The sequence below is a fragment of the Limosilactobacillus fastidiosus genome (assembly GCF_014145505.1).
GTDB lineage: Bacteria > Bacillota > Bacilli > Lactobacillales > Lactobacillaceae > Limosilactobacillus > Limosilactobacillus fastidiosus.
On sequence record NZ_JACIUZ010000038.1, the window covers coordinates 23,945 to 44,458 of the forward strand.

Annotated in this window: 14 protein-coding genes and 1 tRNA gene; 12 read left to right on the forward strand and 3 right to left on the reverse strand. The window is 40.1% G+C overall.

Features of this window, described 5'->3' with window-relative positions:
• The 3 genes from galU (at position 1) to H5R64_RS05605 (ending at position 3,951) form a co-directional block, all read left to right on the forward strand.
• Positions 1-915, forward strand: a complete 915-nt coding sequence (gene galU, locus H5R64_RS05595) for a UTP--glucose-1-phosphate uridylyltransferase GalU (protein ID WP_182583021.1) — start codon at positions 1-3, stop codon at positions 913-915.
• 231 nt (positions 916-1,146) lie between these two features.
• Positions 1,147-2,079 (forward strand): thioredoxin-disulfide reductase, encoded by a 933-nt coding sequence (gene trxB / locus H5R64_RS05600; protein WP_182581001.1) that lies wholly within the window; start codon positions 1,147-1,149, stop codon positions 2,077-2,079.
• A gap of 144 nt (positions 2,080-2,223) precedes the next feature.
• The gene (locus H5R64_RS05605) at positions 2,224-3,951 is read left to right on the forward strand and encodes a phospho-sugar mutase (protein ID WP_182583023.1); all 1,728 of its coding nucleotides are present in this window, start codon (positions 2,224-2,226) and stop codon (positions 3,949-3,951) included.
• Between the two features lie 133 nt (positions 3,952-4,084).
• On the opposite strand, the gene H5R64_RS05610 is transcribed toward H5R64_RS05605, so the two are convergent.
• The gene (locus H5R64_RS05610; RefSeq protein WP_182583025.1) at positions 4,085-7,009 is read right to left on the reverse strand and encodes an LTA synthase family protein; all 2,925 of its coding nucleotides are present in this window, start codon (positions 7,007-7,009) and stop codon (positions 4,085-4,087) included.
• A gap of 268 nt (positions 7,010-7,277) precedes the next feature.
• Here H5R64_RS05610 and uvrB point away from each other — a divergent pair, with 268 nt between their 5' ends.
• The 5 genes from uvrB (at position 7,278) to whiA (ending at position 15,301) form a co-directional block, all read left to right on the forward strand.
• Positions 7,278-9,326, forward strand: a complete 2,049-nt coding sequence (gene uvrB / locus H5R64_RS05615) for an excinuclease ABC subunit UvrB (protein WP_182580998.1) — start codon at positions 7,278-7,280, stop codon at positions 9,324-9,326.
• 17 nt (positions 9,327-9,343) lie between these two features.
• Positions 9,344-12,199 (forward strand): excinuclease ABC subunit UvrA, encoded by a 2,856-nt coding sequence (gene uvrA / locus H5R64_RS05620; protein ID WP_182580997.1) that lies wholly within the window; start codon positions 9,344-9,346, stop codon positions 12,197-12,199.
• Positions 12,200-12,498: 299 nt separating this feature from the next.
• Positions 12,499-13,356, forward strand: coding sequence for an RNase adapter RapZ (gene rapZ / locus H5R64_RS05625; protein WP_231797923.1), 858 nt, complete (start codon positions 12,499-12,501; stop codon positions 13,354-13,356).
• Between the two features lie 19 nt (positions 13,357-13,375).
• Positions 13,376-14,362 carry a gluconeogenesis factor YvcK family protein gene (locus tag H5R64_RS05630; RefSeq protein WP_182580995.1) on the forward strand — a complete coding sequence of 329 codons (987 nt, stop codon included), beginning with the start codon at positions 13,376-13,378 and terminating at the stop codon, positions 14,360-14,362.
• Positions 14,363-14,374: 12 nt separating this feature from the next.
• Positions 14,375-15,301: a DNA-binding protein WhiA gene (gene whiA / locus H5R64_RS05635; RefSeq protein ID WP_182580994.1), complete on the forward strand. Its 927-nt coding sequence runs from the start codon at positions 14,375-14,377 to the stop codon at positions 15,299-15,301.
• 61 nt (positions 15,302-15,362) lie between these two features.
• On the opposite strand, the gene clpP is transcribed toward whiA, so the two are convergent.
• The gene (gene clpP, locus H5R64_RS05640) at positions 15,363-15,956 is read right to left on the reverse strand and encodes an ATP-dependent Clp endopeptidase proteolytic subunit ClpP (protein ID WP_182580993.1); all 594 of its coding nucleotides are present in this window, start codon (positions 15,954-15,956) and stop codon (positions 15,363-15,365) included.
• A 658-nt stretch (positions 15,957-16,614) separates the two neighbouring features.
• On the opposite strand from clpP, the gene H5R64_RS08655 reads away from it, so the two are divergent.
• Complete coding sequence (locus tag H5R64_RS08655) at positions 16,615-16,746, forward strand: hypothetical protein (protein ID WP_255372237.1); 132 nt, start codon at positions 16,615-16,617, stop codon at positions 16,744-16,746.
• A gap of 150 nt (positions 16,747-16,896) precedes the next feature.
• Here the strand turns inward: H5R64_RS08655 and H5R64_RS05645 are convergent.
• A tRNA-Arg gene (locus H5R64_RS05645) sits at positions 16,897-16,968 on the reverse strand.
• A 278-nt stretch (positions 16,969-17,246) separates the two neighbouring features.
• On the opposite strand from H5R64_RS05645, the gene gap reads away from it, so the two are divergent.
• From gap to tpiA, 3 genes are all read left to right on the forward strand, one after another.
• The gene (gene gap, locus H5R64_RS05650; protein ID WP_182580992.1) at positions 17,247-18,260 is read left to right on the forward strand and encodes a type I glyceraldehyde-3-phosphate dehydrogenase; all 1,014 of its coding nucleotides are present in this window, start codon (positions 17,247-17,249) and stop codon (positions 18,258-18,260) included.
• 87 nt (positions 18,261-18,347) lie between these two features.
• On the forward strand, positions 18,348-19,559 hold the full coding sequence (locus tag H5R64_RS05655) for a phosphoglycerate kinase (RefSeq protein WP_182580991.1): 1,212 nt from the start codon (positions 18,348-18,350) through the stop codon (positions 19,557-19,559).
• Between the two features lie 171 nt (positions 19,560-19,730).
• A complete protein-coding gene (gene tpiA / locus H5R64_RS05660; protein ID WP_182580990.1) occupies positions 19,731-20,480 on the forward strand; it encodes a triose-phosphate isomerase in 750 nt (249 codons plus the stop codon).
• Positions 20,481-20,514 lie beyond the last annotated feature (34 nt).

Consider the following 20,514-nt stretch of genomic DNA (forward strand, 5'->3'; position numbering starts at 1 on the left):
ATGAAACGCGTACGTAAAGCAATTATTCCTGCTGCTGGTTTGGGGACTCGTTTTCTTCCAGCAACAAAGGCATTAGCAAAGGAAATGCTGCCAATCGTTGATAAGCCAACGATTCAATTTATTGTTGAAGAAGCTCGCAAGTCAGGGATTGAAGACATTGTCGTTGTTGACGGCAAGAATAAGCGGTCAATTGAGGACCATTTCGATTCTAATCCAGAGCTGGAAGATAACTTAAGGGCCAAGCATAAGGATGAAATGTTGAAGTTAGTTGAAGAAACTACTGACATTAACATTTACTTCATTCGGCAATCACATCCACGTGGCCTTGGAGATGCCGTCTTGACTGCTCGGGATTTCATTGGTGATGAACCATTTGTTGTAATGCTTGGTGATGATTTGAATAACATTAATAATGATGGTGAACCATTAACTAAGCAATTAATTGAAAGTTATGAACAAACAGGGGCATCTACCCTTGCAGTTATGCGTGTACCACACGAAGATACCGCTAAGTATGGTGTTATTAACCCAAGTAAGGAAGTTACTCCAGGCCTCTTTAACGTTACAAGCTTTGTTGAAAAGCCTGAACCCAAGAAGGCACCAAGTGACTTGGCAATTATTGGTCGTTACGTCTTTACTCCAGAAATTTTTGATGTTTTAGCCAGGACTAAGCCTGGTAAGGGTGGCGAAATCCAGTTAACAGATGCAATTGATACCCTTAACCAAACTCAACGGGTTTTTGCTCGCCAATACATGGGTGACCGTTACGATGTTGGTAATAAGTTTGGTTGGGTTAAGACTAATATTGAATATGGTCTAAAGCATCCACAAGTTAAGGACGAATTACGTCAATACATTAAAGATCTTGGTACCAAATTTACGGCTGAGGACGAAAAAATAGAAAGTAAACTATGACGAACTAGTCACCGAGTACTTACTAAGGAGGTTCAGACGATGATTGTTTAGTCTGGACAATTTAGACTGAGATGATGCTTTTGGTGAATGGCTTTTGACACGGTTGTATATAAACTCCCGATTAGATGCTTCTAGCATCTAATCGGGAGTTTGCTGTTTCTAGATGATAGACAATAGTGAGGAAACAAGTTATTATGATTAGGAATTAATTGTACTAAGGAGGGTCTTTAAATGGCTAATAAGGACCATTATGATGTAGTAGTAATCGGTGCTGGTCCAGGGGGGATGACAGCTGCTATGTACGCCTCACGGGCTAATTTATCCGTCTTGATGCTTGATCGGGGAATCTATGGTGGTAATTTAAATAACACCGCAACCATCGAAAATTATACTGGTTTTAAGAGTATTAAGGGCCCTGAGCTAGCTCAACAAATGTTTGATGGCTCAACCCAATTTGGAGCTGAATATGCTTACGGAACTGTCACGAAGATTGAGGTTAACGATGACAAGACTAGGACTGTTTTTACCGATATGGACGATCAGTTTATTGCCAAGGCCATCGTAATTGCAACTGGTTCTGAACAGCGTCACTTGGATGTGCCTGGTGAAGATGAATTTAGTGGCCGGGGAGTTTCATACTGTGCTGTTTGTGATGGAGCTTTCTTTAGGGATAGGCCACTTATTGTTGTTGGTGGTGGTGATTCTGCCGTTGAAGAGGGGTTGTATCTTGCTAATCTTGCTTCTCAAGTTACAGTATTAGTTCGGGGAGATAAACTTCGTGCTCAGCCACTCCTTCAGGATGAAGCAATGAAGAACGATAAAATGAAGTTTATCTTTAATACTAGTGTAACGGAAATTGTTGGGGACGATGCTAAGGTTACTGGTGTTAAGACACATAATAATAAGACTGGTGAAGATGGTGAAATGCCAGCTGATGGGATCTTTATTTACGTTGGTAATGTTCCGATGACTAAGCAGTTCGCTTCATTAGGAATCACTAATGGTGATGGCTGGATCAAGACAGATAACACAATGAAGACGAAGATCTCAGGAATTTTTGCTGTTGGAGATGTCCGGGAAACACCGCTACGTCAAATAGCTACTGCTGTTGGTGATGGCTCAATTGCTGGTCAACAGGTTTATCAATATATTCAATCATTATAATAACTATGAGGACGAGGCAGTGTTTGCCTGGTCCTTTTTAATACTTCTAGTAAAACTTTAGTAAAACAACAAAGTAAACGAACACAGCTAGCTTATAATGAGTTATACTGGTAGCAGATTATGAGATACAAAGGAGCAATTTTGATGAGCTGGAAAGATACTTACCAAGTTTGGAAAGAACGGACTGATCTCGAACCAAACTTGAAAAAAGAATTAGATGCAATGCATGATGATAAGGAAATTGAGGATGCATTTTACGCACCAATGTCTTTTGGTACTGCCGGAATGCGGGGACTGATGGGCCCTGGTATTAACCGGATGAACGTTTACACCGTTCGCCAAGCAACTGAAGGTTTAGCAACGTTGATGGATTCCTTAGGTGATGAAATTAAGAACCGTGGTGTTGCAATTAGTTATGATTCACGTCACAATTCACGCCAATTTGCCCATGATTCAGCACGGGTATTAGGGGCTCACGGAATTAAGGTATACATTTACGATAATTTACGGCCAACACCAGAATTGTCATTTGCCGTTCGTCACTTGCATACCTATGCTGGAATTATGATTACAGCTAGTCATAACCCAAAGGAATATAACGGTTACAAGATCTATGGTGAAGATGGTGGACAAATGCCACCAAAGGAATCAGACATGATGACTGGCTATATCCGGAAGATTACCGATATTTTTGACATCAAATTAGCTGACGAACAAGAAATGTTAGACAATGGGATCGAAACGATCATCGGTGAAGATGTTGATGCCGCATACTTAGCTAACGCAAAGAGTGTCACTGTTAACCCTGAACTTGCTAAAGAATACGGTAAGAACATGAAATTTGTCTTCACCCCATTATGTGGTACTGGACGGATGCTTGGTGAACGGGCATTACGTCAAGCTGGCTTCACTAACTTCACTATTGAACCTACAGAAGCCCAACCAAATGGTGATTTTCCCGGTTTGGAACACCCTAACCCAGAATTCCCAGAAGCATTTGTTCGTTCAATTAAGTTAGGAAAAGAAATTGATGCGGATGTTTTAATTGCTACTGACCCAGATGCCGACCGTCTTGGTTGTGCGGTTCGCCAACCAAATGGTGAATACCAATTATTGACTGGTAACCAAATTGCATCAATTATGTTGGCTTACATCCTTGAAGCTCACAAGCAAGCAGGAACCTTACCAAAGAATGCAGCAGCTGTAAAGTCAATTGTTTCAACCAATTTTGCCACTAAAATTGCTGAAAGTTACGGTGTGAAAATGATTAATGTCCTAACTGGTTTCAAGTGGATTGCTGATCAAATCCACCAATATGAAACTGGTAAGGCTGATCACACCTTCATGTTCGGCTTTGAAGAAAGTTATGGTTACCTCATAAAACCGTTTGTTCGTGATAAGGATGCTATTCAATCATTGACACTCCTCGCTGAGGTTGCTACTTACTACAGAAGTCGGAACATGACATTGTATGATGGCCTTCAAGAATTATTCAAGAAGTACGGCTACTTCCGTGAAAAGACGGTTGCTAACATGTACTCAGGCGTTGATGGTCCAGCTAAGATTCAAGCCTTAATGAAGAAGTTCCGTGAAGAAGCACCGACTGAATTCGCTGGTCATAAGGTAATTGTTACTGAAGACTTCTCTAAGGGAACCAAGACTACTGCTGATGGCCAAGTTAGTGAATTGGGAATCCCTGAGTCTAATGTTCTTCGTTACCTCCTTGATGATGAAACCTGGATTGCTATTCGTCCATCTGGTACTGAACCAAAGCTGAAGTTCTACATTGGTACCAGTGCACCATCACTCGATGAAGCCAACACCAAGCTTGCTTCCTTTGAAAAAGCATTAAAGGAATTTGTGGAGGAATAATAAGAGTGTGAGGCAGCAAGTCCCTGACGAACACATTTTGACTGTGTTGCAGTAGAAAAATGCTAACACTAGCAAAAACTAATGAACAAAAAAGACGTCTCAAACATTATCGTTTGGGACGTCTTTTTAGCTTTTATTTTGCTATTTGTTTTAAGAATGAATTCTTTAAAAGATAGTGATGGCCAGCAGTTAAGTCGTATTGAACTAGTTGGTAGTCGTGAAAAAGCTTCTTTTGCTTTGCCGTGAGTTTAACGTGCTTACCTTGAGCATTAACGAAATCAATTCCTCCCTGATGGGCAGAATTATTCTTAGCGGTTCCGTTAGTTGGTAGGGAAGTTGCTGGAACCTTTTCTGCAATTTCTGTCATTAAAGCATAGTATGGAGAAACCTTGACGTCCATCTGAGCAAGGGCCATTGCAGCAAAGTTATTTGGCCCGACTAACTGGTGCTGCCAAGTCAGACGATTATGGTTAAGTTTTCGAGCAGCTGCATTGCTATAGATAAAGTAATCAGTTTCGTGCAGTTGGGTACCGTACTTTCCCATTGGCAGACCGTGATAAATCCCGGGAAGATGGTCACCGTACCAGACGACGGTGGTTGGTTGCTTTAGCTCGTCTAATTGATGGATCCAATCTTTCAATGCCTGATCGGTGTAATGAATCCCTTGAATATAAGTTTCGATTTGTGCCTTCTGTTTAGGAGTATTAAAACCTTTACCAGAAACATGATAATTATTTTTTGCGTAGTATGTTGGCTCATACGGCATGTGATTTTGCATGGTAGCTAATTGAATAAATTTACCGTGAGGGTGTCGTTTAAGGTTTAGGGTTACTTCTTTGTAGGCTGAATCATCACTTACCCGGGGACTATTGTGAATTTTACTGGTATAGGTAAGTTTATCCCCACCGTCGAAATGATAGAACTTATTAAAGCCAAACTTCTTATAAACGGTTTTTCTATTATATAAATTAGCGGTAAAGGGATGAATCCCAATACTATAGTTAAAAAGGTTGTTGATAGTAAAAGTCCGTTTTTGGTACGGAACAAGCTGTGAATATGGGGTCGGTAAGGTTGGCGAAAAGTTAGCCATTGAAAGGCTAGTTAAAGCCTGATACTCCATATTTGCGGTTCCACCACCATACCCGGAACTTAGCATTAATCCACTAGTGGTTTGCTTTTTTAACTGGTGAAGGTATGGGATCGGATTCCCACTAATTTTCATTCCAGGAATTTTAGCCGGGTCAGCGTAACTTTCGCTAAGGACAAATACAAGGTTTTGGTTACCCACACTATTATGGGTCCGATTCTGATTAATTTCCGCTCCAACCTTCATATAATGATTTTCTAAACGAGCCATGGTTGTTGGTGAATACCCCGTTGGCTTACTCATTACATGAACATCGATATTATTAGCAAATTGCAAAAGAGTACCATTCATTTTGGCCCCCCGTAATTGAGAATAGAAATATGGGGTGTCGTCAATATTTTGTAATTGCTTGTAAATAATTGAGTTACTATGATTAGCAAAATTAAAACTAAAAAGGTAAGCACAGGAGAGAGCAGCAATTATGATACGCGTTGCTGGATTAAATCGACAATTCTTCCCATAGCACTTTTCTGCTTGCCAACTAGCAGCGAGGGCAATAGCGACGGTAACTAATGTAAAAGCGATTATCCACTTGTTAACCATTCCGAGCATTTCACCAGGAGCCATTAATGTTGAAATGTCAGTTGGAATGATCGGCTCATTTCGTGCAGCAATTTTTAGGACAGAGGCACTAAGCCAAGCAAGATAAAGGATTACTGTAAGTCCAGAACTGAGCCACCAACGGTTAGTAATTGACATCAAAATTAAGGCAATCGCAAAACCGATTAAGACGTTTACCGTGATGATTTTTGGTCGTTCGGTAAGCATCCACTCTATCATCGTAAACTCACCGTTCCAAAGAATTGCAAACGAGGCTAGTGTAATTCCCCACAGAATAAGATAAGTCAAAAGAACGGGCCAGTAATGTTTGCTAAAGTGCTTCAGCTTTTGCAGGAGATCCCAATAGTTTAACTGCCAGTTAATTTTATTCCCCAGGAAATTAATGAGAATCATAATAGCGCTGAAAATAACTGTAATTGTGATTCCCAAGATAATTATTGTTTGCCAACTTGTTTGAGGTAATAGTAAAGGTGTAAAAAGCATCGGCAACCCAAGAAGATTCAAGAGAAGAATTCCCATAATAGAAAAAAGTTGATCCCCATGATTCCCTTCTTGTCCCCTTAATAACCATGCTGTCATGATAAGACAAGTGAAAAGTAAGAATGGCTGATACGGATTAATCCCTAATAGATAATGAGTATTAGGAGTTAGATCGTTGTGGGGACTATAGTTAACATGGTTCATATTGAGCCAAGTAATAAGGGCAGCAAATAGTAAGCTAATAACTGTTAAAAAGAAATAGCGAATATTTGACCACTTTTTAAGCCATTGGCGATCGTTTGCTAACCAATCCCCAAGTGCAAAGAGATAGATAAACCAAATTAAACTTGTTCCCCGGTGAAAACCAAAGGCATCATAACCACTAATAAGGTTAATCAGCAAGAAAATAAAAGAAAAACCAATTAGCCAGTGCCGGCGGGTAACGGTTGACCAACGGTGACAAATTTTTTGGAGTGGATACGCGAAGAGATAAAAGCCACTGCAAATGAACCAAGTGATGAATACTTGCTGAACGACGTAGAGTTCGGGGGATGGCTGAGCTGTGGTAGTTACCGGTTGGGTTGTAAATTTTGCCCAGGTAAAAGTAATTGCCCCGACGATCCACAGGGCTAAGACCGTAATTTGGCGATTAAATTGTTTTTGGTGTTGGTTAGCACCAATAGCGATTGGGACCCATAATACGGTCGTACTAACAAAGGTTTTTAAAATCCACCATAATATAAAGGGGAACGTTGCCTCTTGAAGGTGGGTAAGCAACTGACTTGCAGTTCCTAAAAAGCAAATGATGGTGAGAACAACAAATAGACTTCCCAATTGAAGTTCCTGTTTTTGCTTCAAACTACTAAACATTGATCTCCAACTTTCTCTTTTGCGAAATTTAAACATTACTATTATAGGGAGAGGAAAATTATGATTCAACCATGACTAATCAGGATTAAGATAAAGTTAATTTCTGTTGATTTGTTGTTTTATAAGCAGCCAAATTGAACGTTTCATATAGATAGACGAATGCATGTTCTGGTGATAAACTTAAAGATGATAATTACAACCATTGGGACGGAAGGTAGCAGGAATAAGATTGTTACCTTCCATTTTCAGGTACTGAGGAGGATTACTCGTGATATATCGTCAACCTCATAAAAATTTTGAATTAGTTTCCGAATACCAACCTACTGGTGATCAACCAGAGGCAATTAAAGAATTAACTACTGGAATTGAAAGTGGAGAAAAGTCGCAAATCTTGTTAGGGGCAACTGGGACTGGAAAGACTTTTACGATCTCTAACGTAATTGCAAACACAAACAAGCCAACGTTAATTTTGTCTCACAATAAGACTTTGGCAGGTCAACTATACAGTGAAATGAAGAAGTTCTTTCCCCATAATGCGGTTGAATACTTTGTTTCCTATTATGATTACTATCAACCAGAAGCCTATGTGCCTTCAAGTGATACATATATTGAAAAAGATGCTTCAATTAATGATGAAATTGATGAGCTCCGGCACTCTGCAACTAGTTCGCTAATGGAACGTGATGATGTGATTGTCGTTGCTTCGGTTTCTAGTATCTTTGGACTGGGGGACCCAAGTGAATACCATAACCACGTTGTTTCATTACGGGTTGGTCAAGAGATTGAAAGGGATCGGTTACTTAGAGAATTAGTTAACATTCAGTTTGAACGAAATGATATTGACTTTCAGCGGGGGCGTTTCCGAGTTCACGGGGATGTTGTAGAAGTCTTTCCAGCATCACGAGAAGATAAGGCGTTACGGATTGAATTCTTTGGGGATGAAATTGACCGTATTCGTGAAGTTGATGCCCTTACTGGTGAAGTAATTGGGGATCGGGAACACATTTCGATCTTTCCGGCAACCCACTTTTTAACTAGTGAAGAAATTATGGATCGGGCGCTTCCCCAGATCCAAAACGACATGAAAAAGCAGATTAAGAAGTTTACCGATGAAGGAAAATTGCTTGAAGCAGAACGAATTCAGCAGCGGACAACCTATGATATTGAGATGCTTCGTGAAATGGGGTATTGTAACGGAATTGAAAACTATTCACGGTATATGGATGGACGCAAACCTGGTGAACCCCCCTATACGTTATTAGACTTCTTCCCGAAGGACTTTTTATTGATAGTCGATGAATCTCACCAAACAATGCCTCAGGTTCGTGGAATGTACAACGGAGATCGGGCACGAAAGCAGATGTTAATTGATTATGGCTTTCGTTTGCCAAGTGCGCTTGATAACCGGCCATTAAAGCTAGCAGAATTTGAAAAGCACGTTAATCAGGTTATCTACATGTCTGCTACACCTGGTCCATATGAAATGGAACAAACAGATCATGTTGTCCAACAAATTATTCGGCCAACTGGCTTGCTTGATCCGACAATTGAAGTTCGACCAGTAATGGGACAGATTGATGATTTGGTTGGTGAAATTAATAAGCGGATTGAAAAACATGAGCGGGTCTTTGTAACTACCTTAACCAAGAAAATGTCAGAAGATTTAACGGACTACCTTAAGGATTTGGGATTAAAGGTAAAGTATCTTCATAGCGATATTAAAACTCTAGAGCGGACCCAGATTATCCGTGATCTTCGTCTGGGTAAGTTTGATGTTTTGGTAGGAATTAATCTTTTACGGGAAGGACTCGATGTTCCAGAAGTATCTCTGGTAGCAATTCTTGATGCTGATAAGGAAGGATTTTTACGGAATGAACGTTCCTTGATCCAAACGATTGGTCGGGCGGCTCGAAACGCTAATGGTTCAGTAATTATGTATGCTGATACGGTTACAGATTCAATGCAAAAGGCAATTGATGAAACAAGACGACGTCGGGAAATTCAGATGGCTTATAATAAGAAGCATGGGATTACACCGAAGACTATTATTAAGCCAATTCAAGAAGCTATTTCATCAACTACTAAAACCGAGGATAGTGGTGAGAAGGCCGATGGTACTGAATTTACAAGTAAGGACTTTGCAAAACTATCACGTGATGACCAAACAAAGATGATTGAAGAACTAACCGAACAAATGCGGGTAGCTGCAAAACATCTTGACTTTGAGCAGGCGGCAACGCTTCGTGATACAGTAATGGAATTAAAGGCACAGATGACAGGAAAGAAAACTAAAAAAGCAAAGCATAGTAGTAAATAAAGGGGAGTGAGCTATTCGTGGCAAACGATAAGATTATTGTTCATGGTGCGCGGGCACATAATTTGAAAAATATTGATGTAAAGATTCCCAAAAATAAGCTTGTTGTTATTACTGGTTTATCTGGTTCGGGAAAGAGTTCCTTGGCCTTTGATACTTTATATGCTGAAGGTCAACGACGGTATGTTGAGAGTTTGTCTGCCTATGCCCGGCAGTTTTTAGGACAAATGGACAAACCAGATGTTGACTCGATTGATGGGCTTTCACCAGCAATCTCAATTGATCAAAAAACCACTTCACATAATCCGCGTTCAACGGTAGGAACGGTTACAGAAATCAACGACTTTCTTCGGCTACTTTGGGCCCGGGTTGGGACGCCAATTTGTCCAAACGACCATATCCCGATTAGTAGCCAATCACCTGACCAAATGGTTGATCGAGTATTGGAGCTTCCTAAACGGACCCGTCTGCAAATTCTTTCACCAGTTGTCCGGGATAAACGGGGGACCCAGAAGAAGGTCTTTGAGAAGATCAAAAAAGAAGGTTTTGTCCGAGTTCAAGTTGATGGTGAAACTTATGAACTAGATGGAGTTCCAGAGCTTGATAAGAATAAGAAGCACACGGTTAACGTGGTCATTGATCGGATTATTATTAAGGACGGAATTCGTTCTCGATTATTTGACTCGTTTGAAGCAGCTCTTCGCTTAAGCGATGGCTATGCAATTGCAGATGTAATTGGTGGGGAACCCATTCCGTTTTCTGAAAAGTATGCTTGTCCCATCTGTGGTTTCACTGTTGGTGAACTAGAACCCCGTCTTTTTTCATTTAACGCGCCAATTGGAGCTTGTCCAGAATGTGAAGGACTTGGTTCAAAACTAGAAGTTGATGTTGATTTAGTTGTTCCTGATCGAACAAAGACTCTTCGAGAAGGGGCGATGATCCCGTGGAATCCGATTTCTTCACAGTATTATCCGCAATTACTTGAACAATTCTGTAAGTCAGTCGGGATCGATATGGATACACCATTTAATAAGTTATCAAAGAAACAACAAGAGCAAGTCTTATACGGTAATGGAGACAAAACATTCCACTTCCATTACGAAAATGATTTTGGCGGTGTCCGTGATGTAGATGTTCCCTTTGAGGGTGTGATCAATAATGTTAAGAGGCGCTATAAGGAAACTAATTCCGACTTCACTCGAGAGCAAATGCGAAAGTATATGACAGAACTCCCCTGTCCAGTTTGTCATGGGTATCGGCTTAATCAACGGGCATTAGCCGTAAAAATTGCTAGTCAAAATATCGGTGAAGTTTCTGAGTTACCAATTAGTGAGGCAATTCCGTTTTTTGAAGGGATTAAACTTTCTGAGCAAAAAGAAAAGATTGCTCAGCCGATTCTCAAGGAAATTTTGGATCGCTTAACCTTTATGAAAAATGTTGGTGTTGAGTACCTAACCCTTAGTCGTTCGGCACGGACGCTTTCAGGAGGAGAAGCGCAACGAATCCGTTTGGCCACTCAGATCGGTTCAAACCTTTCTGGCGTAATGTACGTTCTTGATGAACCATCGATTGGGCTACATCAGCGAGATAACGATCGGCTGATTTCCTCATTGAAAGCGATGCGTGATCTGGGGAATACCCTTATCGTTGTTGAACACGATGAGGATACTATGCGAGCAGCCGATTACATTGTTGACATTGGACCTGGTGCGGGTGCTAATGGTGGAAAAGTAATGGCTGCTGGAACTCCTAAGCAAATTATGCGTTCACGAAAATCGTTAACGGGTCAGTATCTTTCTGGAAAAAAGATGATTGAAGTTCCTAAAGAACGCCGTGAAGGTAATGGAAAACATATAATTCTTAAAGGAGCTGCTGAAAATAACCTAAAGAACATTGATGTTGATTTTCCACTTGGTAAATTTATTTGTGTTACTGGGGTTTCCGGTTCAGGGAAATCGACTCTGGTTAATATGATTCTAAAACGGATCTTAGCGCAAAAGTTGAATAATAATTCCGCCAAGCCAGGAAAGTATAAGTCAATTAGTGGGATAAAAAATATTGAAAAGATTATTGATATTGACCAGTCTCCAATCGGCCGAACACCACGGAGTAATCCTGCCACCTATACTGGCGTTTTTGATGATATTCGCGAACTCTTTGCCCAGACTAATCAGGCAAAAATGCGAGGCTACAATAAGGGACGTTTTAGTTTTAACGTGAAGGGAGGACGTTGTGAAGCGTGTCATGGTGACGGGATCATTAAGATTGAAATGAACTTCTTGCCGGATGTTTATGTTCCGTGCGAGGTTTGTCACGGTACCCGTTATAACTCTGAAACCCTTGAAGTGGAGTACAAGGGGAAAAATATTTCACAAGTTCTGAACATGACCGTTTCTGAAGCCTTGAAGTTTTTCAGTGCAATTCCCAAGATTAAGCGGAAACTTCAAACAATTGAAGATGTCGGCTTGGGTTATGTTACTCTTGGTCAACCAGCAACCACACTTTCAGGGGGTGAAGCACAGCGAATGAAGTTGGCTGCTGAACTTCACCGGCAATCACGAGGAAAGAGCTTCTATATCCTTGATGAACCAACAACGGGACTACATATGGATGATATCAAACGGTTATTGGCAGTTTTGCAGCGACTCGTCGATGCAGGAAATACTGTTTTGGTAATTGAGCATGATCTTGACGTTGTTAAGTCTGCTGACTGGTTGATTGATCTTGGACCTGAGGGAGGAGAGGCAGGTGGTTATGTTGTAGCTACCGGGACTCCCGAAGAAATTGCTGAAGTTAAGGAAAGTTATACCGGACAATATTTGAAAAAGATGCTAGAACGGGATAAAGAACTTGAAGAGAAGAAAAAGCAACATTAGAACAATTTAAGATTAGTTCAGAATGATTTTCAATCGTCCTGAACTTTTTCTTTAGGTATAAGTTTCCTTCTTTCTAGGTGCAAGACGCTGTTATCAGGAAAGATAGTTCTATTGTTCCTAAAGCTAAGGAACTCACTGTGGCCTACCTCTTCCTTCCTTGATTAGGAGCTAATCATCGTTCGGGATTCTTTAGCACTCAATTGCTAACCCGGCATAGCTTGCACCATTTTTGAAAGACACGCCCGGGGTGTTGTGATACAATGAATAGGTATAAGTGTAGAAAAGAGGGGGAGAAAAAGATGCGAGTGGTTATTATTACTGGGATGAGTGGGGCTGGTAAAACAGTTGCGGTTCATAGTCTGGAAGATTTAGGTTATTTCGTGTTTGATAACATGTTACCTAACTTAGCAGAAAAGTTTGTCGATATAATGGAGAAGGCTAGTCAGTTTAATAAGGTTGCAATGGTAATGGATTCTCGTTCTCAGGGATTTTATGATCAGGTGTTACCTGCAATTAAAGAACTAAAGAAGCGTGATGATCTTAAGGTAAGCGTCCTTTTCCTTGATGCAGATGATAATAAACTTATTTCTCGTTATAAAGAGACACGGCGTTCCCACCCGTTATCACCACATGGAAGACTATTGGATGGGGTAACCGCTGAACGCAAGCTCCTTAATAATTTAAAGAGCGAGTCAGATATTCGGATTGACACTACAACTTTGACACCCCGAAACCTTAAACTGAGGATCAATAAAATTTTTGGTCACGGCGAAGGAAGTAATTTCTATATTGAAGTGATGTCATTCGGTTTTAAATATGGGATTCCATTAGATGCTGATATTGTCCTTGACGTTCGTTTTCTCCCTAACCCATTTTATGTTCCAGAGCTCAAACATCTGACTGGAAATGACGTTCCGGTTCAAGAATATGTAATGAAGAGTCCATTGGCGAAGGAATTTTATAGTCATTTGAAGGCACTGTTAGAAACGGCAATGCCCGGGTATATCCATGAAGGAAAGAGTAACCTTACGATTGCGATTGGTTGTACGGGGGGACAACACCGTTCCGTTACAATTGCTAACAAGGTTGCAGAAGATCTAAAAAACGATGGTTATCAAGTAAATGTTCATCATCGAGATTTGGATAAAGCAAAATAAACAGTAGAGGAAGGATTATATGTTTCACAAGCCAAAGATCGTTGTGATCGGGGGAGGGACTGGATTGCCAGTTGTTCTCCGTGGGTTACGCGATCAAAATGCTGACATCACAGCAGTGGTTACCGTTGCTGATGATGGTGGTTCATCAGGTATTTTACGGAATTATATTAATGTGGTTCCCCCTGGTGATATTCGAAATGTTTTGGTTGCTCTTTCCGAGTTACCAAAGCTCCAACGAGAGATTTTTCAGTACCGCTTTAAGACCACTGATCAATTTTTAGCTGGTCACGCGATCGGTAATCTTATTATTTCCGCGCTTTCAGAAATGCAAGGTGATATTTTTGATGCTGTCCAGGAACTTTCAGCAATGATGGAAATTCGGGGACATGTTTTTCCTGTTTCTGACGAACCATTAACGTTAAACGCTGAATTTACTGATGGTTCAACGTTGAGCGGTGAATCGGAAATTACTCATGCTCACAAGCAAATTAAACGAGTATGGGTAACACCCTCAAATGATCAGGATGGTCATGAAGCAAAAGCAGTTCCTGAGGTGATTAAGGCAATTGAAAATGCGGATCAAATTGTTTTGGGACCAGGAAGCTTGTTTACTAGTATTCTCCCTAATTTGATGATTCATGATGTTGCCAAGGCTGTTTGTGAAAGTAAAGCTGAAGTTGTCTATATCTGTAATATCATGACGCAAAAGGGTGAAACTGACCACTTCACTGATGCTGATCATGTTCGTGTTTTGAACCAACACCTTGGTAAAAATTTTATTGATACTGTTTTTGTTAATATTGAACCAGTTCCTGATAATTATATTAATTTTAAAGAATGGAACGAAATTTCCCAACCAGTTGGTCATGATTTTCAAGGCTTACGTAAGCAGGGATGTCGGGTGATTAGTTCTAATTTCTTGCAACTAAAAGATAATGGAGCATTTCATGACCGTGATAAGGTGGTCAATGAATTAATGAATCGCCTCCATGAAGTTCACGATTAGGAGGTGAGAACCTTGTCTTATGCTAGTGATGTTAAAAAAGAGCTAACAGCGATTAAGGTTCACCGGGATAATGCTAAGGCTGAGTTAATGGCTCTCATCAGGATGAATGGTTCAATCGGAATTAGTAACCATCACCTTGTATTAAATATTCAGACTGAAAATCCAGCAATTGCTCGTCGAATTTATTCTTTGCTGAAAGATTTTTACCATGTTGAAAGTGAGATTGTTGTTCGCCGTAAAATGAAGCTGAAAAAGAACAACCAATATATTGTTCGTTTGCGTTATTCCGCAGAACGAGTTCTGGATGACTTACAGATTTTACAGGGGATGCAGATAAAAGAGCAAGTTCCTGTAGAATTATTAAAGAATGAGTGGATGGTCCGATCATACTTACGTGGTGCTTTTTTAGCTGGTGGATCAGTGAATAATCCTGAAACCTCCCGTTATCATCTTGAAATTTATTCTTTATATGAAGAACATAATGAGATTATTGCCCAGATGATGAATCAATTTGGCCTAAATGCACAAACAACTGCTCGCCGAAGCGGCTATATTGTTTACCTTAAGGAAGCTGAAAAGATTGCTAACTTTATGTCGTTAATTGGTGCGACAAATTCGATGCTACAGTTTGAAAATATTCGGATTGTTCGTGACATGCGTAATTCTGTAAATCGGTTGGTCAATTGTGAAAATGCCAATATGAATAAGATTGCCAATGCTTCAACTAGGCAAATTGAGAATATTAAATTAATTGAAGCCCGCGTTGGTTTGGAGAGCTTACCAAATAAATTACGGGAAATAGCGGAAACCAGATTAGCACACCAAGAAGTGAGTTTAAAAGAACTTGGCGAATTAGTTCCCGGTGGTCCAATTTCTAAGTCTGGAGTAAATCATCGCTTGCGGAAATTAAATGCTTATGCCGATGAGTTGCGGGGGTAAATTATAACTAAATAAAAAGAGACTAGAGAAATTTCTCTAGTCTCTTTTTATTTAGTTATAATTACTTCAACTTAGAATTGTTTTCCATGATTCCATCAAGCAGACCATAATCAACAGCTTCTTGAGCGGTTAAGTAGTGGTCACGTTCGGTATCACGGTTGATCTTTTCTATTGGTTGTCCTGAATTCTTAGCCAGAATTTCATTAATCATCTTCCGGGTCTTCAAGATTTCAGTAGCAGCAATTTCAATTTCAGTTTGTTGCCCTTGAGCACCACCAGATGGTTGGTGAATCAAGACTTGTGAGTGTGGTAAACCAAAACGCTTACCCTTAGCACCAGATGATACCAAGACGCTGGCCATTGAAGCAGCCATCCCAATAACAATAGTTTGGACATCAGACTTGATAAAGTTCATGGTATCGTAAATTGCCATTCCAGAGGTAACTACCCCACCTGGAGAATTAATGTACAGGTAAATATCCTTAGTAGAATCTTGCGCATCCAAGAAAAGCAATTGCGCAACAATTGAATTAGCCATTTCGTCTTCGATTGGACCAGATAACATAATGATCCGATCCTTTAGAAGCCGTGAGTAAATGTCATATGCACGTTCACCACGAGATGATTGTTCAATGACAGTTGGAACTAAATTCATAGTAAATTGGCCTCCTTTATTTTTAGCACTTGTTAGTCTTATTTGCTAACTTATGTGAATACTATACTCGTTTGGTCAAAAAAGGTCAAATGTTTTGCTACGAAATAATTGACCTTTTTGCGGTAAAATTACTGTGATCTTACATATTAAATCAAAAGAGGTTACTAACTAGGCACTTAAAGTATTAGCTAGTTAGTAACCTCACTATTCTCAATGGAGGATAAATAGTTAACCATAATTATTGCTGATTATTAATGAGGGTCTTTAGCGATTAAAGCCAATTCAGTAGCAGCTGATTCTTTATCAAGAACTGTCCAGTCAGTATTATTGAATTTAACAATTGCTTCGAACATATTTTTAGTCATAACAAATTACCTCTTTTTTAGTATTGGTGAGCTCTTTAATTACTTTCATCTTGATTGCAACTATATAGTACCTTATATTGGTATTACTTTCAATTCATTTGTATCACAATTCTTTTAAAGGGGTTATTTTAAAATGGTCTAGGTAAATTGGAGAGAAAAATTTAGCTACTAATTATTGCTGCAATAGGATCGAACGATTAGGGATTCTTTAGAAGGGTTGCTTTTTAATACCATGACCGGTATAATTGGAGCGTTAATTATTTTACGTTTAATATATTAAGGAGGCATTTGCTATGCGTAAAGCACACCCATACGGCGTTCAAGGTCGTCGGCCAATTGCTCCTAAGTACAAGCGAGCATTAAAGGAAAAAAAGATTGAAGCTATTCGTAAGTGGGCTAAGGAAAAGCCAGCTGAAGAAAAGTAATTTAGCTTTATAAAGCATAAAAAGGTTGACTGGAGTGATTTTAGTCAACCTTTTTATTTTAATCTATAAAACTGGATAAAAAAACCATCGCTTACAAAGCGATGGTTTTTTAGGTGAAATATGTAATCAAAATCAAACACCATAAAAAAATGCGCCCCCCGAGAGTCGAACTCGGATCTCGAGAACCGGAATCTCACGTGCGATCCATTACACTAAGGGCGCGTCAACAAATACTATACTATCCTACTTCAAATATAATTGCAATAACAAATTTAAAATTTTTGAAGTGATAACGCTTCCACAAGAAAAATCAAACTTTTCGGTCTAATTAGATAGACAAGTTAGTGAATTGTGAGTATTATTAATACCGTAAGGTTGTAATTGCTAAGTCATGACTTGAGATAGATACTTGATATTGCTTAATTACAGTCAATATTAAGTAAATGTGATTGAGTTAGCAAAGACACTAATTATGTTTTCCTAAAGGAGGAAATTGCAGTATGACTGTAAAGATTGGTATTAATGGTTTCGGCCGTATTGGTCGTTTGGCATTCCGTCGTATTCACGAACTTAACACTGATGATATCGAAGTTGTTGCTATTAACGACTTGACTTCACCAGAAATGTTAGCTTACTTACTTAAGTACGACTCAACTCAAGGTCGTTTTGATGGTGAAGTTTCATCAAATGACAAGGGTATCGTTGTTGATGGTAAGGAATACCCTGTATACGCAGAACGTGACGCACGTAACATTCCTTGGGTAAAGAACGACGGTGTTGACTTTGTCCTTGAATGTACTGGTTTCTACACTTCTGCAGAAAAGTCACAAGCTCACTTGGATGCCGGCGCAAAGCGTGTCCTTATTTCTGCACCTGCTGGTAACATTCCAACTGTTGTTCCTGGTGTTAACTTGGATACTTTGAAGGCTGACGATAAGATTGTTTCAGCTGGTTCATGTACCACTAGTTGTCTTGCACCAATGGCATACTGGTTGAACAAGAACTTCGGTATCAAGGTTGGTACTATGACCACTGTTCATGCTTACACTGGTAGCCAAGCTGTTCTTGACCAACCACGTGGTAAGAAGTTCCGCAACAACCGTGCCGCTGCTGTTAACACTATTCCTCACTCAAGTGGTGCTGCTAAGGCTATCGGTCTTGTTATTCCTGAATTGAATGGTAAGCTTTCAGGTCACGCACAACGTGTTGCAGTTCCTGATGGCTCATTAACTGAACTTGTTACTATCATGGACAAGAAGGTTTCTGTTGATGATGTTAACAACGCTATGAAGGAAGCATCTAAGGATAACCCAGCATTCGGTTACACTGATGACCCAATTGTTTCAAGTGATATTATTGGTTCTACTTTTGGTTCTGTATTTGATCCATCACAAACCGAAATTATGGAAGGCGAAGATGGTACTCAATTAGTTAAGACTGTTGCATGGTACGACAACGAAAATGGTTTCACTTGCAACATGATCCGGACTTTGCTTCACTTCGCAAGTCTTTAATCTAATTGCTTAAATAAGCTAAATGAAAGGTGGGAGGAGGAAACTCCAACCACCTTTTTCTTCACAGAGAAGGAGGAAACATAATTCATGGCAAAATTAACTGTTGAAGATTTACCTCTCGAAGGTAAGAAGGTTTTAATGCGGGTCGACTTTAATGTCCCAATTAGTGACGATGGTAGTAAGGTTGAAGATGATAACCGGATCGTTGCTGCATTACCAACTATTAAGTATGTTATTGATCACAATGGTAAGGCAATCTTGTTCTCACACCTTGGCCGAATCAAGAAGGAAGAAGACAAGCCTGCTAAGTCACTAAAGGCTGTTGCAGAACGTCTTTCTGAATTACTTGATAAGCCAGTTAAGTTTGTTCCAGTTACTGAAGGTAAGGAACTGGAAGATGCTATTGACGAACTTAAAGACGGTGATGTATTACTTGTTCAAAATACTCGTTATGAAGATGTTAAGGATGGCGAATACGTAAAGCGTGAATCAGGTAATGATCCTGAATTAGGTAAGTACTGGGCATCCCTTGGTGACGTTTTCGTTAACGATGCCTTTGGTACTGCTCACCGGAAGCATGCGTCAAACGTTGGAATTGCCACTAACATGCCAGGAAAAGCTGCTGCTGGTTACTTAATGCAAAAAGAAATCAAGTTCTTGGGTGATGCTGTTGATAACCCTGAACGCCCATTTGTTGCTATTCTTGGTGGTGCTAAGGTATCTGACAAGATTGGTGTTATTGATAACCTCCTTGAAAAGGCTGACAAGATCATCATTGGTGGTGGAATGGCATATACATTCTATGCTGCTAAGGGGATTAAGACTGGTGACTCACTTGTTGAAAAAGACAAGATTGATGTTGCTAAGAAGATCCTTGAAAAGGCTGGTGACAAGTTGGTTCTTCCAATTGATAACGTTGTAGCTGACAAGTTCGATAATGATGCTAATACCAAGGTTGTTGAAGGCGACATTGATGATGGCTGGATGGCCCTTGATATTGGCCCAAAGTCCATTAAGGAATTTGAAGATGTATTGAAGAATGCTAAGACTGTTGTTTGGAACGGTCCTATGGGTGTCTTTGAAAAACCTAACTTTGCTAAGGGAACCCTTGAAATTGGTAAGTTCCTTGGTACTTTAAGTGACGCTACTACTATCGTTGGTGGTGGTGACTCAACTGCCGCCGTTAAACAATTGGGTGTTGCTGACAAACTTACCCACATTTCCACTGGTGGTGGTGCTTCATTAACCTACCTTGAAGGTAAGGCTTTGCCAGGAATTGCTGCAATTTCTGAAAAGTAATATATAATAAGGGGAGAAAGTTTACGGGTTCGTTTATTGCCGCACTACTAACTTTCTGTAAGTCCCGTGATATAGGGTCCAAGTACTCGGAAGGTTCCGGGTGGTTGGACCTATTTGTGTATTGTGGATGATTTATACTACAGTACCGCTATAGTGAAAAGGAGTGATTTTATGAGGGTGCCAATTATTGCTGGTAATTGGAAAATGAACAAAACGGTGGCTGAATCAGTTGAGTTTGTTAAAAAGATAAGGGAACAGTTACCACCGGCAAATCAGTTGGAAACAGCACTTGCAGGACCAACCCTCTCCTTAGTTTCAATGAGAGAAGCTGCTGACGGTTCCCCGCTAAAAATCGCTGCCGAAAACTGCTATTATAAAAATGAAGGTGCCTATACTGGGGAGACAAGTCCCTATGCTTTATATCAAGCAGGCATTCATCATGTAATCCTTGGACACTCTGAGCGGCGAAAATACTTTCATGAAACCGATGAAATTATAAATAAGAAGATCAAAGCAGCTTTGACTGACCATCTTTGCCCCATTGTCTGCTGTGATGATACAATGGGGCGCCGAACAGCCGGTAAGAAGGTTCATTGGGTGGTTAACCAGATCTTATCTGACGCTAAGGGGCTTTCGAGTGATGAAATTAGGCACGTAACCATCGCCTATGAACCAAGTTGGGCAATTGGTACTGGTCAAAGTGCCGATCCAGATGAAGCAGAGGAAGGATGCTACTTAATTCGGCAAACGATTGCCTACATGTATGGGAAAGAAGTTGCTGGTGATGTTCGGGTCCTTTATGGTGGTAGTGTCACGACTTCAAATATCAATGCGCTAATGGCTAGTCGAGACATTGATGGGGTCTTAGTAGGCGGTGCAAGTTTAGATCCTGAAACATTTTTACGGTTAGTTAACCACTAAATGCTTGTTTTTGGATGCACAAAATAATACAATA